Source organism: Candidatus Nanopelagicales bacterium, assembly GCA_018003655.1.
GTDB lineage: Bacteria > Actinomycetota > Actinomycetes > S36-B12 > UBA10799 > JAGNDY01.
Window position 1 is genome coordinate 23,651 of the sequence record JAGNDY010000010.1, and the last position, 13,158, is coordinate 36,808.

Genomic DNA, 13,158 nt, shown 5'->3' on the forward strand with positions numbered 1-13,158 from the left:
AAGGTTCACCCGCCCGCGCTCAGCGCTCGCCAGCCGTCGTCAAACGGCACGGTGCGCGCCTCGGATTCCCACTCCTGATTCCATCCCGCCAGCCGAAAGATGCCGTCGAGCAACATGGCGGTGAACCCCCAGATCAGCAGCCCATTGACCTCAAAGCCAGGGCCGATGTAGCCAGCGGGGTGAGAAACCCTGACCCGATTCAGCGGATTGACCAACTCGGCTATCGCTATTCGATGCACCGACTCGACCTCGCGCGGGTCCGCCGCATAGACCGGGGAAGGGTCACGCCACCAAGCAAGCACGGGGGTCACGACGAAGCCACTCGGTGGTAACCACATCAGTGGCAAGGTCGCGACGACGGCGACCCCCTGAGGGTCCAGGCCCGTTTCCTCCTGCGCCTCTCGAAGTGCCGTGGCGATTGGGGTTGCGTCGCCGGGCTCGTCTGCGCCACCAGGGAACGCTGGTTGGCCGGCGTGGGACCGCATGTCGCTGGCGCGCTCGATGATCAGCACATCGGGACCGCCGGTGGCGGCCTGCCCGAACAGCACGAGGACGGATGACTCGCGGGCGACGACGTCGTCGGGCTTGGCGAAGCGAAGCAACGACTCGCTCTGATCGTTGTTGAGGGCTACCAAGAGCGGGCTGAACCAGTCCGGCAAGTCGATCGGCTCCGGCAGCAGCGAGGTACGTGCGCGGTCGTTCACGGCACCCTCACATTCAGATATCGATCAATGGCATCTCGCAGAGCCTGCGCATCAGCGACGATGCCGATTCGGCCGGCGATGGTTCCGTCCGGTCTGACCAACAGTGTCGTTGGTACTCCCACTAGGCGCAATCCCGCCCGCACGGTCGAATTCGGGTCCTGCACGGATGGAAATCCCATCTTGCTCGCTGATGCGAACCTCAGTGCTGATAACCGATCGTCAGCCAAATCAATTCCGAGGAACTGCACAGAATCACCGGTGGCCCGGCTCACTTCGCCGAAGACCGGCAGCTCCTTGCGACACGGAGCACACCACGACGCCCACACATTGACCACCATCGGCTTGCCCCGAAGGCCCGCGAGACGAACCTCGGGTCCGCGGCCAAGGCAATCCAAGGTCACGTCTGGGAGGCCATTGGGCACGGCCGGAATGGTCGCGTCCGAGGTCGGGCAGGGCTTCAGGTCGGCGGCGTCAACGTCAGCTTTGGTGACGTCGTCTGTCACCGACGCAGTCGGAGCTGCTGAGGCCGTCGTAGTTGGGTTGGTCGGCAGCGGCGTGCCAGCCGGCGCAGACCCGTCTTCGGCGCCACAACCGGCGACAAGCACCCCGGCTACCACCGCGGTTGCCAACCAGACCAGTCTCCGGCCGGTAGTCATGTGTTCTCGCCCAACGGGTTCTTGACGAGCTTGGCCGCGACCACTGGGTCCGTTGGTCCCTCGCCGTAGGCAGGGCACCAGTGGGCCACTGGGCACGCACCGCAGGCCGGGCGGCGGGCAAAGCAGCGCCGTCGTCCGTGGAAGATCATTCGATGCGAAAGCATCGTCCAGTCTTTCCGGGGGAAGAGCGATCCCACCTCAGCCTCGACCTTCTCTGGGTCCAAGGAGGTGGTCCAGCCAAACCTACGTGAGAGCCGACCAAAGTGAGTATCGACGGTGATGCCGGGGACATCAAACGCATTGCCCAAGACGACATTCGCCGTCTTACGGCCCACCCCCGGCAACGTGATCAGTTGCTTGATCTTGCCGGGGACCTCGCCCTCGTTGTTCTCGCAAACGGCCTGAGCCATCCCCAGCAGCGAGTTCGCCTTCGCCCGGAAGAATCCGGTTGATTGAATCATCGATTCCAGTTCAGCGCGGTTCGCCGCGGCCAACGCCCACGGATCCGGGTAGGCCGAGAACACCCGTGGCGTGACGAGATTGACCCGCACGTCGGTGCATTGCGCGGACAGGATCGTTGCGACTAGCAGTTGGTAGGGATCGCGATAGTCCAACTCGCAGTGCGCGTCCGGATACGTCTGGGCGAGGACGCGGCCAATCTTGCGCGCTCTGCGGACCAGCGCGACCCGTGACTCCCCCGCTGGGAGCTCTGGATCATTCGAACTGACCGTTGCGGCTGATGCCGTCTGTTTGGGTGCTCGAACCACCTGATCAGCCTACGTCGGCCAAGAATCGCGCTCTTTCCGGTTCAGGATCGCTGAGCCTGCGCCGATATCTGCACCACATGAGACGACAATCGGCCGAGAGACGCAGGCGTCCTCGCCAGCGGTCCACAGGGGAGGCATGACGATGGTCGACAAGTTCGGCGCACCGGTCTCCACGCGTTCAACCGTTCCCGGCCAACGTTGCTCAGCAGCTCCCGTGGACTCACAGTCGGACGGGGGCCAAAACAAAGGGGAACAGGAGGGGTCGACGGTGAAGGTCGATCTGAGCGGCATTGAACTCGATGTCGACCTCAGTCAACTGACGTTGTCGCAGTTGCGCGAGCGGCGAACCAAGTTGGCCGATCTTGAGGGGCAGGTGTCGTACTGGCGCCGGATCATTCAAGCGCGCCTCGATCTACTGCGAGACGGTTCGCTGCGCCGGGGAGCAACTGTCGAGGGCCTGCAGCGGGTGTTGAGCCAGCACTTGGGAAGCAATAGTCGCAAGGTCCTGCTCGATGTTTACGGGAGTGATTCGCAACCCGTCCAACTCATCGGCCTAGGGCACCTGTGGTCGCGCGGAATCACAACCTCGTCCGAACAGAACCTGGAGCTCGAGACCGACCTCGTAGCCGCCGAGGGTGCGCTTTCCGAGTGTCGCGCATCGCTGCACGCAAACCTTGACGCAGCAACCGCGGAACTGATCGGTCGATATCACCAGGATCCCGCGCAGGCGTTCAGCGCGCTGCCGTCGCGGTCAGCCCGACCCACTCCGCTCTGACCGCCGGTCAACCAAGCCAGCCCGCACTTGAGCAATTGGCCCACCATCGTCAAGACGGTTGAGCGACGCACCCCTCGCCGCTAGTGTTAGGAGGGTCACGCGGTGCTTTCACCGGGATTTACGCTGACTTGGTCACCCTCGAACGTTGGATGACGAACGAGCCAGCCCAAACGACAACTCTGAAGGATCGGTCGTGGACGACGTTCTCGCACGAGCCCCCATGTTCTCCGCATTGGACGCAGAAGCCGCAGTTGCGCTGCGTTCCTCGATGGACACTGTGAATCTGAGCAAAGGCCAGATCCTGTTCCACGAAGGCGATCGCGGGGAGCGCCTCTACATCATCACCGACGGCAAGATGAAACTCGGTCACACCTCCACAGATGGCCGGGAGAGCTTGCTGGCAGTCCTGGGACCGGGCGAACTGCTTGGTGAATTGTCCCTGTTCGACCCCGGACCCCGGACCGCCACGGCAACCGCGCTAACCGACGTCTCGCTGATGGCCTTGGCCCACGTCGCGCTGCGGCCCTGGCTCACCGGCCGACCTGAGGTCGCCGAGGCACTGCTCGCCGCGTTGGCCCGGCGGCTTCGACGGACTAACGAGCAGATGGCCGACCTCGTCTTCTCCGACGTCCCCGGCCGCGTTGCCAAAACCCTGCTTGAACTGGGGGAAAAGTTCGGACGGCAGTTGCCCGACGGCCTGCACGTCACCCATGACATGACGCAGGAAGAACTTGCCCAGCTTGTCGGTGCGTCTCGCGAGACCGTGAACAAGGCCCTGGCGGACTTCGCCGCGCGTGGCTGGATCCGCCTGGAGTCCCGGTCGGTCGTCCTGCTGGATACCGAACGACTGGATCGCCGCTCAAAGTAACGGCTGGCGTGGCGGCATCTGCGTATGTCGTGACCAGCGTCGAAGGTCCAGACTCCCGCGCCGCCGTCAGTGCAGCAGGTGCTCCAGCTGGGCTCGGACGCTGAGTAACGCGGCTGGCCACACGCTTGGCGGAACGTCGGCGTAGACCACCTCAACGACCCGCTGAGCCAAGGCATCGGCACTCAGTTCTTCGTCGGCCAGGAATGCCAGCGCGGCGCGGATCTGATCGAGTCGCCGCTCGCGGTGGTCAAGGTAGGCATCGAGCACCACCTCGGGTGAGTCCAGCGTTGGACCATGCCCTGGCAGGATCATCTGCAGGTCAGCTTCGTAGGCGAACTCTCGCAGTCGCTGTAGTGAGGCCAGGTAGTCAGCCAGCACCCCGTCTGGGTGAGCAACCACGGTGGTTCCGCGCCCCAACACGGTGTCGCCGGTCAGCAGTGCGCCGTCGGCGGGCAGCAGAAAAGTCAAGGAATCGGAACTGTGACCGGGCGTGCCGATCACCCGAAGCTCAGCACCGGCCGCGTCGATGACATCGCCGTCGACCAGGCCTTCCGAACCCAAGGTGTGAGTCTGGTCGAGTGCCAAGACATCGCAGTTGGCGTTGGCGGCGAACATCCGGGCGCCGGCACTGTGGTCCAGGTGCCCGTGCGTGAGCAGCACCAGCCCGATGGTGGCATCGCGGTTGGCGACCTCACTCTGGACGGCGGCCCAATGTTCGGGGTCATCCGGACCGGGGTCGATCACGATGACCGACCCACTGTTGGGCTCACCGATGATCCACGTGTTCGTTCCGTCCAGGGTCATGGGGCCCGGGTTGGGTGCAAGGACACAGAAAGCTCGTTGCGTGCCCGCGCCACCGTGCCACGGGCCGGCAGAACCGGGCAGACCAGTGAAACCTGTCATGACTACCTCGGCGTACCCGGGGAATCGGGCGAGGTGCGCTGGTGGACTTGCGTTGACCGGTCGACGGCACTGGTGTGGATGCCACCGGACTCCGACCCGGCGGGCGCTGACGGCAGCAGCGTGACTTCCTCACCGGTGCGAACGTCAATGAGCACCCAGCGCATCCCATCGGGTGCAGTTGGGTCCGCGATTGGCGCGGGCATCAAGGGCAGCGTCGGAGTGATGGCGACCGCATCGATCGCAGCCTGGGCGTCCAATCCCCTTTCCGCTGCCGCAGCAAACTCGCTGAGCACTGCGACCGTTGGCGGCAACATCGCCATCCGTCCACCGCCGTATTCGGCGAGCGCCTCGGCCGGGCTCACCCATCGTTCGGCGTCAGATTCACCGGAGTTCTCGATGACCTCGTCGGGCGCATGGACCACTTGGGCATAGAAGCGGGTGTCGAATCGGCGTTGCTCAACCTCGGGGGTCACCCAGTGCGCGATGTAGGTCAAGTCACGAGGATCGCCGAGGTCGTAGCTCGTCTCTTCCTCGGTTTCTCGCACCGCTGCGCAGCGAGCCGTCAAGGTGTCGGTACCAACCGAAGCCGGCCCGGTCACCAACCAGCTCGCGTCAAGTTGGCGCTCTGGATTGGCTGCTAGCAGCGCGTCCGCCATCGCTGAGTCCTGCTGTTCAGTCGCCCCACCTGGGAAGACGTACATGCCGGCGGCGAAGGCCATGGTTCGCACCCGCCGCTGGAGGTAGATGTGGATACCGTCGGGGTGATTGGCCACCATCACGACCGTGGCCGCGTCTCGCGCCGTGGGTGCAACCCACCCCTGCTCCTGCTGCTTACTGATCAACTCCCGCGCACGCGCCATGAGCGCCTCAGGCATCCGCAGACCAGCGTCGTCGGCCATGTCAGCCTAGGACTTCCACGATGAGTTCGACCTCGACCGGCGCTCCTAACGGCAAGCTGGAAACGCCGACCGCAGACCGTGCATGGCCTGCGCTGTCCGGCCACAACGCTGCGAGCAATTCCGACGCCCCGTTAAGTACCTGCGGGTGGTCGACGAAGCCGTCCACCCCGGCCACGAATCCGGTCACTTTGACCACCTGGACCACCGCATCCAACGAACCAGTCAGCGCGACGACGGCGGCAAGTCCATTCAACGCCGCCTGTCGAGCGCAGCGCTGCGCATCGTCGAGGGAAACGACGCCGGCGTCGATGACCCAACCATCCATGACCTGCTCGGCCGGATCCGATGCGACGAAACCGCGAGCGATCAGTTGCCCGTCCACCGTCGGCAGTTGCCCGGAGGTGACGACCCACGATCCAGACCGAACGGCGGGCACGTAGGCGGCGAGGGGCGTGGCTGGATTGGGCAATTCCAGGCCCAGGCCCGCAAGACGCTTAGCGGCAGTGGACATCACGCGTCAGCCCCTGGGGCGTTTGAAGTACGCGACCAGATTCTCTGAATTGGGTCCGGGAACGATCTGGACCAACTCCCAGCCGTCTTGGCCGAAGTTGTCGAGGATGGCTTTGGTGTTGTGGATCAGCAGGGGTGCGGTGAAGTACTCCCAGCGGGTTGGTTCGCTCATAGAGGCGACCCTATGCCCCCAGTGGAGTAGTCGTCTGTGTGGGCAGGTTGTGCCACGGGCGAGTCCAGGTCAGGCCGACGGTTACGCTGATCGACGTGGCAGCTCGCTCAAGAACGGTCGGTGGTGACTGGCCGGCAGTCCGTCTGCATGTCGTGTCCGGCAAGGGCGGTACCGGCAAGACCACCATCGCCGCAGCACTGGCGCTGGCATTGGCCTCCGGTGGCAAGCGGGTGCTGCTGATGGAGGTCGAGGGCCGCCAGGGCATCGCTCAACTCTTCGACACTCCCCCCCTGCCCTATGAAGAACGACCGGTCGCGGTGGCACCCGATGGGGGCGAGGTGTTTGCGCTCGCCGTCGATCCGGAGGCTGCGCTGCTTGAGTACTTGGACATGTTCTACAACCTGCGCCGGGCGGGCACGGCGCTGCGCAAACTGGGTGCGATCGACTTCGCCACCACCATCGCTCCGGGCTTGCGCGATGTCCTGCTGACCGGTAAGGCGATCGAGGCGGTCAAGCGTGGCGAGCGGGCAGGCAAACCCACTTACGACGCCGTCGTTCTCGACGCTCCGCCAACCGGTCGAATCGTTCGCTTCCTCAACGTCACTCACGAGGTCGCTGGCTTGGCCAAAGTCGGACCCATCAAATCGCAGTCCGACTCAGTGATGGCCGTCATCAAATCGGCACGCACAGCCGTTCACCTGGTCACCCTGCTGGAAGAAATGCCCGTGCAGGAGACGTTGGACGGCATCGCGGACCTGCGCGCCAACAACTTGCCGACCGGCGCCGTGATCGTGAACATGTTGCGTGGACCTCGCCTGGATGCAGCGAGCGTGGTCGCGGCACAGAATGGAACCCTCGACCGGGCAGAAGTTGAGGCGGGTGTTCACGCCGCCGCACTGCCACGGCACATGAACGTCGGCACCGTGACCGATGCCCTCATGCGCGAGGCGCACGACCACGCCGAACGAGTGGTACTCGAACAAACCGAACGCGTACGCCTCGACGATTGCGGCCAACCCATCTATGAGTTGCCAGAGATGGCTGGCGGCGTTGACCTCGGTGCGCTGTATTCGATGGCGCGCATGCTCCGCATTCAGGGGGTGGGGTAGCAATGGCGAACACGAGCGCTGCGGGCCGACGATCCCTGCCCACCGATACCCCGAGCCTTGCCGTCGACGAATTAATCGATGACCGCGGCGTACGAGTCATCGTCTGTTGCGGTTCCGGCGGAGTGGGCAAAACCACGACCGCGGCCGCGTTGGCGTTGCGAGCCGCCGAACGTGGTCGCAAAGTGTGCGTGCTCACGATCGACCCAGCCAAGCGCCTTGCCCAGTCAATGGGACTCGTCGAGCTTGACAACACTCCGCGGACAGTGCGCGACATCGATGACTCCGCCGGTGGCCACCTCGACGCGATGATGCTGGATATGAAGCGGACCTTCGACGAGATCGTGGAGGCGCACGCTGAGCCCGAACGCTCGGCCGCCATCTTGGAGAACCCCTTCTACCAAGCACTTTCCACATCGTTTGCCGGCACGCAGGAGTACATGGCAATGGAGAAGCTGGGGCAGCTGCGGGAGACCTCGGAGACCACAGGGCAGTGGGATCTGATCGTGGTGGACACCCCACCGTCGCGCTCGGCGCTGGACTTCCTCGATGCACCCAAACGGCTCGGTTCTTTCTTGGACGGCCGCCTGATGCGGCTACTGAGCGCTCCGGCCCGGGGTGCCGGTCGATTCTCCGCACGGGTCATGACGGCCGGTTTCGGCATGGTGACCGGCGTGATGACAAAGATCATCGGCGCGCAGGTGCTCAAGGATCTGCAGACCTTCGTGGCCTCGTTCGATGCCCTGTTCGGCGGCTTCCGCGCACGAGCCGAGGCGACATTTGCCCAGCTGCAGGCGCCAGACACGCGGTTCGTCGTGGTCGCAGCACCGGAACGCGACGCACTGCGGGAGGCGTCCTACTTCGTGGAGCGACTTGCCTCAGAGCAGATGCCCCTTGCTGGCCTGATCCTCAACCGCGTTCAGCGCCAATCCTTGCCGCAGTTGTCCGCTTCGGCGGCGCTAGCGGGCGCCGACCGCCTGGACGAACACGGCGACCACCCCTTGACCTCTGGGTTACTGCGGCTGCACGCCGACCGAGCCGAGACAGCGACTCGTCAACGTCGGCTGGCCGAACGATTCTGCGGTGCCCACCCTCGGGTTCCGGCAGCATCGGTCGCCGCCCTCGCTGGCGATGTCCACGACCTCGATGGCCTGCGCGAGGTCGGCGACTTGCTGGCCGACCAGTAGCCAGTCAGGCGCCTATTCAGGCACCCTCGGGGCACCAGCGGGACGCCACGACGTCAGACTGCGGCGCGGTGATCAGACCGGAGTCGGATGACGTTGTCCTGCGCCTGCGACGCTTGGCGGGGCAACGCCACATTGACCTCGTCAAGGTGGTTGCTGCGAGCGGTCTCAAGCAGGCGTCGCCAGGACTGGACATCGGGACGACGACGAAGCAGGGCACGACGCTCGCGTTCGGTCATGCCGCCCCAGACACCGAACTCGATCTCGTTGTCCAGCGAATCGGCCAGGCATTCGGTTCGAACCGGACACCCGCCACAGATGGCCTTAGCGCGGTTTTGCGCTGCCCCCTGAACGAACAGTTGATCCGGATCTGTCCCTCGGCACGCCGCGTGGGCGGGCCAATCATTTATCCACTTCATTGTTACCCTTCAAAGGCAGAATCAGGATCGCAGCACACCCATGCTGAGGCTGCGAATCACTGAGCTTTTGGGACGCGTCGCGTAACCGTACGTTCACTCTCCGGTAACTAAAAGGTCAGTTCGGACTAAATCTAGTGGTCAATTCGGACTAGTTACGGACAGTAAGGGACAGAGTCAGGCCTGTGATTTCAACCCATTGCACCGATAACGAAACCGAGACGCTTAGGCTTTCGTCTCATGGTCGTGCCACCTCCCCCCCAGAGTCGCCGACCCAACCGTGCCGAGACGGCGCGAAGGTTCGTACTCGTGAGCGCGCTGGCTGGCGCAATCGTGGCAGCGATGGCGTTGCCGTTTGCTGGCGGAGTGGCTGTCGCAACCAAACAAGCCACGACGACTTTCGACTCACTGCCCGCTGAACTCAAGTCGCTGCCGTTGCCGCAACGCTCGTACATCACCGACGTCAACGGCAACAAGATCGCCACCCTCTACAGCGAGAACCGTGTCGTCGTTCCACTGGACGACATCTCTCCCCTCTTGCAGAACGCAATCGTCGCCACGGAGGACGCTCGCTTCTACGAGCACAAGGGCGTGGACATCAAGGGCGCCGCTCGTGCGCTGGTTGCCAACTCGTCGGCGGGCGACGTGCAGCAGGGAAGCTCGACCATCACAATGCAGTACGTCCGCAACCTGCTCATCACCAACGCCTCGACCCCCGAAGAGGTTGAACAGGCGCGGGTTCGCACGATCGGTCGCAAACTGCAAGAGATGAAGTACGCGCTGGCCATCGAGAAGAAGCTCACCAAGCAGCAGATTCTTGCCGGCTACCTCAACGTCGCGTACTTCGGCGCGGGCGCTTACGGGGCTGAGGCAGCAGCCAAGCGCTACTTCAACACGACCGCCGCAGACCTCACCCTTCCGCAAGCTGCCACGCTGGCTGGGCTCGTCCAGCAGCCCGTCGGCTACGACCCGACTCGCAACCCGAAGTTGGGGCAGTTCCGCCGCAACGTGGTGCTGGATCGGATGGCGTCGCTCGGGTATGTCAGTGCCGCCAAGGCGGCCGCCGCCAAGGCTGTGCCAATCAAAAAGACCCTCGACCCGCAGGAAATCCAGAACGGCTGTACGGCTGGGAAGTACCCGTTCTTCTGTGATTTCGTACTTCGCCAGATCATGAATGACCCCCGCTACGGCGCGACGGCAGCCGACCGCAAGGATCTGATCCAACGCGGTGGCCTGGAGATCCAGACCACGTTGGACCCGGTCGCTCAGAAGTCGGCCCAGCGAGCGGTGGACAGCTACATACCCCGCAAGGATCCGAGCAAGAAGGCTGCCGCGATCGCCATGGTTGAGCCCGGCACCGGCAACGTGATGGCGCTGGCGCAGAACCGGACGTGGGGAACCAAGGGTCGCGGTAAAACCACCTACAACTACTCGGTCAACGCAGCCGACGGCGGCACGATCGGTATGCAGGCGGGATCGACTTTCAAGATCTTCACTCTCGCCGCCGCCTTGGAGAAAGGCCTTGATCCCTACGCCGACATTGCCGGCCCCCAGCAGGCGACGTTTGCCGCTGGTGACTGGGGCTGCAAAGGCAACAAATACCCGAGCTACACCGTGAACAACTCAACCGGTTCCGGCACGTTCAACATGTTCACCGGCGCGGCGATGTCGGTCAACACGTACTTCATGGAACTCGAACGACAAGCGGGCTTGTGTAACACGGTCGACGTCGCGGAGAAGATGGGCGTCACGCTGGCCAACGGGAAGCCGCTGCTGCGCTACCCCTCATTCACGCTGGGATCGATGGAGGTCTCTCCGCTCGACCTTGCGGGCGCGTACGCGACGGTTGCCAATCATGGGGTTTACTGCCGACCCCACTCAGTTGCGGCCATCAGCGACCTAGAAGGGCGCGAGCTGTACACCGACAACGGTGAATGCGAGCGAGCGATCTCCCGCGGGGCAGCAGACGCCACCACCGCAGTGCTCTCCGGCGTCATCGACGGCAGCATCGGTGGCCGAACGGGTGCCAACATGACCCTCGGTCGTGACGCTGCCGGTAAGACCGGTACGACCGATACCAACGCGGCCGTCTGGTTCGCGGGCTTCACTCCCCAGATCGCCGCGGCCGTCTGGGCAGGTGATCCACGCGGCGGGTTCAAGCACCCCATGAGCAACGTCACCATCAACGGCACGTACTACAGCGAGGTCCACGGCCTGTCGATCCCCGGTCCGATCTGGCGCACGGCGATGGAAGGCGCACTGGCCAATAAGCCGGACAAGTCCTTCGAATTGCAGGCGAAATACGGACTGCAGGCCGCGCGCGAGGGCGGCGGGTCGAGCTCCTCAAGCTCTTACAGCCCGTACCGCAATTACTACCGCGGCTACACCAACCGCTAGCTCGCGCTAGCCCCCGAGCAGTTGGCGTTTGACCTCGGCGGCCACCTTCGAACCATCCGCCCGACCGGCCGTCTTCGGCTGCACGATCTTCATCACCGCGCCCATGCCCGGCATGCCGGTGGCGCCGGTTTCGGTAATCGCCTCGGTCACCAACGCGTTGACCTCGTCGTCGCTCAGCGGGGCTGGCAGGTAGGCGGCGATGATCGCCAATTCGGCACTCTCGCGATCTGCCAACTCCGGGCGATCGGCTAATTGATAGGCCTCCACCGACTCCCGGCGTTTCTTCGCTTCTTTGCTCAGGACCGCGATGACCTCGTCATCGGTGAGCGTCTTCGCCTCTTTGCCGGAAACCTCTTGGTTGGTGATAGCGGTGAGGACCATCCGCAGAGTTGCCGAGCCGACCTCGTCACGAGCCTTCATGGCCGTGGTGAGATCAGCCCGCAATTGCTCCTTGAGTTGTTGCTCAGTGCCGTTGTCGGCCATGTGGAGATCCCTTCCCTCAGCGATTGGTCTGCCTGCATGGAACCATGGTCGGCGTGACCTCTGCCCATAGTGTCCGCAACGCCGCTCTCGGCACGCTCGCGGGCGGCGCCGTCGCAGGAGCCGGTCTGCTCGGCTACGCGCTGTGGGAAGCGCAGTCGTTCCGTCTGCGTGAGGTGTCCGTCCCACTACTTGCCGCCGGGCAGGACCCGCTGCGGATCCTGCACCTGTCGGACATGCATCTAACTCCTCGGCAGCGCCACAAGCAGGACTGGGTCAGTTCCCTGGCCGCACTTGAGCCCGACCTGGTGATTGGCACCGGGGACTTCCTGGGACACAAGGATGCCGTCGGGTCGGTTATCACTGCCCTCGGGCCACTGCTCGATCTACCCGGTCTGTTCGTGTTCGGGTCCAACGACTACTTCGCCCCGAGCATCGGCAACCCCCTCGGGTACCTGCGTGGGCCCTCGGATCACCCGCGCCACGATCGGCCCGAACTGCCGTGGCGGGACCTCGCCGCCGCGCTGGTGGCGTGCGGTTGGACGGACCTGTCGAACCGGCGCGCGGAACTTAAGGTCGCTGGCCGACTGATCGATGCCCGCGGTGTGGACGACCCGCACATCGATCGCGACCGGTACGAGTTGATTGCCGGGCCCTTTGACCCAGCTGCCGATGTCAGACTCGGCGTCGCCCACGCGCCCTACCTGCGGGTGCTCGACGCGATGGCCGCCGACGGAGCGGACCTGATCGTCGCTGGCCACACCCACGGCGGTCAGGTGTGCCTGCCCGGCTATGGCGCGCTGGTGACCAACTGTGACCTTGACAGGTCCCGGGCGAAGGGTTTGAGCAAACACCAGGATGCTTGGTTGCATGTGTCAGCCGGGATCGGCACGAACCCTTACACCCCGATCCGCGTGGCTTGCCCGCCCGAGGCAACGTTGATGACCCTCGTCCCGAAGCAGGTTGCAGTCGGCTTGTAGACTCCGGAAGCTAGTTGCGGCGGCGCGATGACTGCCGGTTGTTGCGACTCGCGGGGTATGGCGCAGCTTGGTAGCGCGCTTCGTTCGGGACGAAGAGGCCGTGGGTTCAAATCCCGCTACCCCGACCAATCCGCTCGTGGAGGGGCTTGCCCCTCGGCGGGCGGATTTGCTTGTGACAGGGGGATTTGGGAGGAGCGCGCGTAGCGCGAGCTTGCGACGGCTCCCGCTAAGCCGACACCTAGGTCGGCTAACCGCAATCGCCTAGCTGGCGGCGTCGCGACGGGATTGTTCCCTCGCCCGCACGGGGATGTCCACCAAGGCGCGACCGCCCTCAGGTAGCT

Annotated in this window: 15 protein-coding genes and 1 tRNA gene; 7 read left to right on the forward strand and 9 right to left on the reverse strand. The window is 64.3% G+C overall.

Annotation, left to right across the window (positions count from 1 at the left end):
* Positions 1 to 5: 5 nt before the first annotated feature.
* The 3 genes from KAZ48_03320 to nth are packed head-to-tail and all read right to left on the reverse strand — an operon-like array spanning position 6 to position 2,127.
* Positions 6 to 704 (reverse strand): CoA pyrophosphatase, encoded by a 699-nt coding sequence (locus KAZ48_03320; protein ID MBP7971806.1) that lies wholly within the window; start codon positions 702 to 704, stop codon positions 6 to 8.
* Entirely contained in the window at positions 701 to 1,360 is a 660-nt protein-coding gene (locus KAZ48_03325; GenBank protein ID MBP7971807.1) for a TlpA family protein disulfide reductase, read from the reverse strand. The genes KAZ48_03320 and KAZ48_03325 overlap by 4 nt, the downstream gene beginning before the upstream one ends.
* Positions 1,357 to 2,127, reverse strand: coding sequence for an endonuclease III (gene nth / locus KAZ48_03330; protein ID MBP7971808.1), 771 nt, complete (start codon positions 2,125 to 2,127; stop codon positions 1,357 to 1,359). Before nth ends, KAZ48_03325 begins: the two co-directional genes overlap by 4 nt.
* 268 nt (positions 2,128 to 2,395) lie before the next feature.
* Between nth and KAZ48_03335 the strand changes: the two genes are divergently transcribed.
* Both KAZ48_03335 and KAZ48_03340 read left to right on the forward strand, forming a co-directional pair.
* Positions 2,396 to 2,902: a hypothetical protein gene (locus KAZ48_03335; protein MBP7971809.1), complete on the forward strand. Its 507-nt coding sequence runs from the start codon at positions 2,396 to 2,398 to the stop codon at positions 2,900 to 2,902.
* 193 nt (positions 2,903 to 3,095) lie between these two features.
* Positions 3,096 to 3,770, forward strand: coding sequence for a Crp/Fnr family transcriptional regulator (locus KAZ48_03340; GenBank protein ID MBP7971810.1), 675 nt, complete (start codon positions 3,096 to 3,098; stop codon positions 3,768 to 3,770).
* A 66-nt stretch (positions 3,771 to 3,836) separates the two neighbouring features.
* Here KAZ48_03340 and KAZ48_03345 read toward each other — a convergent pair whose 3' ends face one another.
* From KAZ48_03345 to KAZ48_03360, 4 genes are read right to left on the reverse strand one after another with little or no spacing between them, the layout of a single operon-like run.
* Positions 3,837 to 4,673 carry an MBL fold metallo-hydrolase gene (locus KAZ48_03345; GenBank protein MBP7971811.1) on the reverse strand — a complete coding sequence of 279 codons (837 nt, stop codon included), beginning with the start codon at positions 4,671 to 4,673 and terminating at the stop codon, positions 3,837 to 3,839.
* A gap of 2 nt (positions 4,674 to 4,675) precedes the next feature.
* Entirely contained in the window at positions 4,676 to 5,572 is an 897-nt protein-coding gene (locus tag KAZ48_03350) for an NUDIX domain-containing protein (protein ID MBP7971812.1), read from the reverse strand.
* A 1-nt stretch (position 5,573) separates the two neighbouring features.
* Positions 5,574 to 6,083 (reverse strand): RidA family protein, encoded by a 510-nt coding sequence (locus KAZ48_03355; protein MBP7971813.1) that lies wholly within the window; start codon positions 6,081 to 6,083, stop codon positions 5,574 to 5,576.
* Between the two features lie 6 nt (positions 6,084 to 6,089).
* Positions 6,090 to 6,254: a hypothetical protein gene (locus tag KAZ48_03360; protein ID MBP7971814.1), complete on the reverse strand. Its 165-nt coding sequence runs from the start codon at positions 6,252 to 6,254 to the stop codon at positions 6,090 to 6,092.
* Between the two features lie 95 nt (positions 6,255 to 6,349).
* Here KAZ48_03360 and KAZ48_03365 point away from each other — a divergent pair, with 95 nt between their 5' ends.
* Together KAZ48_03365 and KAZ48_03370 are read left to right on the forward strand one after the other, a co-directional pair.
* The gene (locus KAZ48_03365; protein MBP7971815.1) at positions 6,350 to 7,363 is read left to right on the forward strand and encodes an ArsA family ATPase; all 1,014 of its coding nucleotides are present in this window, start codon (positions 6,350 to 6,352) and stop codon (positions 7,361 to 7,363) included.
* 35 nt (positions 7,364 to 7,398) lie between these two features.
* Positions 7,399 to 8,547, forward strand: coding sequence for an ArsA family ATPase (locus KAZ48_03370; protein ID MBP7971816.1), 1,149 nt, complete (start codon positions 7,399 to 7,401; stop codon positions 8,545 to 8,547).
* A gap of 53 nt (positions 8,548 to 8,600) precedes the next feature.
* Here KAZ48_03370 and KAZ48_03375 read toward each other — a convergent pair whose 3' ends face one another.
* Entirely contained in the window at positions 8,601 to 8,963 is a 363-nt protein-coding gene (locus tag KAZ48_03375) for a WhiB family transcriptional regulator (protein ID MBP7971817.1), read from the reverse strand.
* Positions 8,964 to 9,269: 306 nt separating this feature from the next.
* On the opposite strand from KAZ48_03375, the gene KAZ48_03380 reads away from it, so the two are divergent.
* Positions 9,270 to 11,357: a penicillin-binding protein gene (locus KAZ48_03380; GenBank protein ID MBP7971818.1), complete on the forward strand. Its 2,088-nt coding sequence runs from the start codon at positions 9,270 to 9,272 to the stop codon at positions 11,355 to 11,357.
* Between the two features lie 6 nt (positions 11,358 to 11,363).
* Here KAZ48_03380 and KAZ48_03385 read toward each other — a convergent pair whose 3' ends face one another.
* Positions 11,364 to 11,840 (reverse strand): GatB/YqeY domain-containing protein, encoded by a 477-nt coding sequence (locus KAZ48_03385; GenBank protein MBP7971819.1) that lies wholly within the window; start codon positions 11,838 to 11,840, stop codon positions 11,364 to 11,366.
* Between the two features lie 44 nt (positions 11,841 to 11,884).
* Between KAZ48_03385 and KAZ48_03390 the strand changes: the two genes are divergently transcribed.
* A complete protein-coding gene (locus tag KAZ48_03390) occupies positions 11,885 to 12,817 on the forward strand; it encodes a metallophosphoesterase (GenBank protein ID MBP7971820.1) in 933 nt (310 codons plus the stop codon).
* A 51-nt stretch (positions 12,818 to 12,868) separates the two neighbouring features.
* Positions 12,869 to 12,945 (forward strand) — tRNA-Pro (locus tag KAZ48_03395).
* Positions 12,946 to 13,158 lie beyond the last annotated feature (213 nt).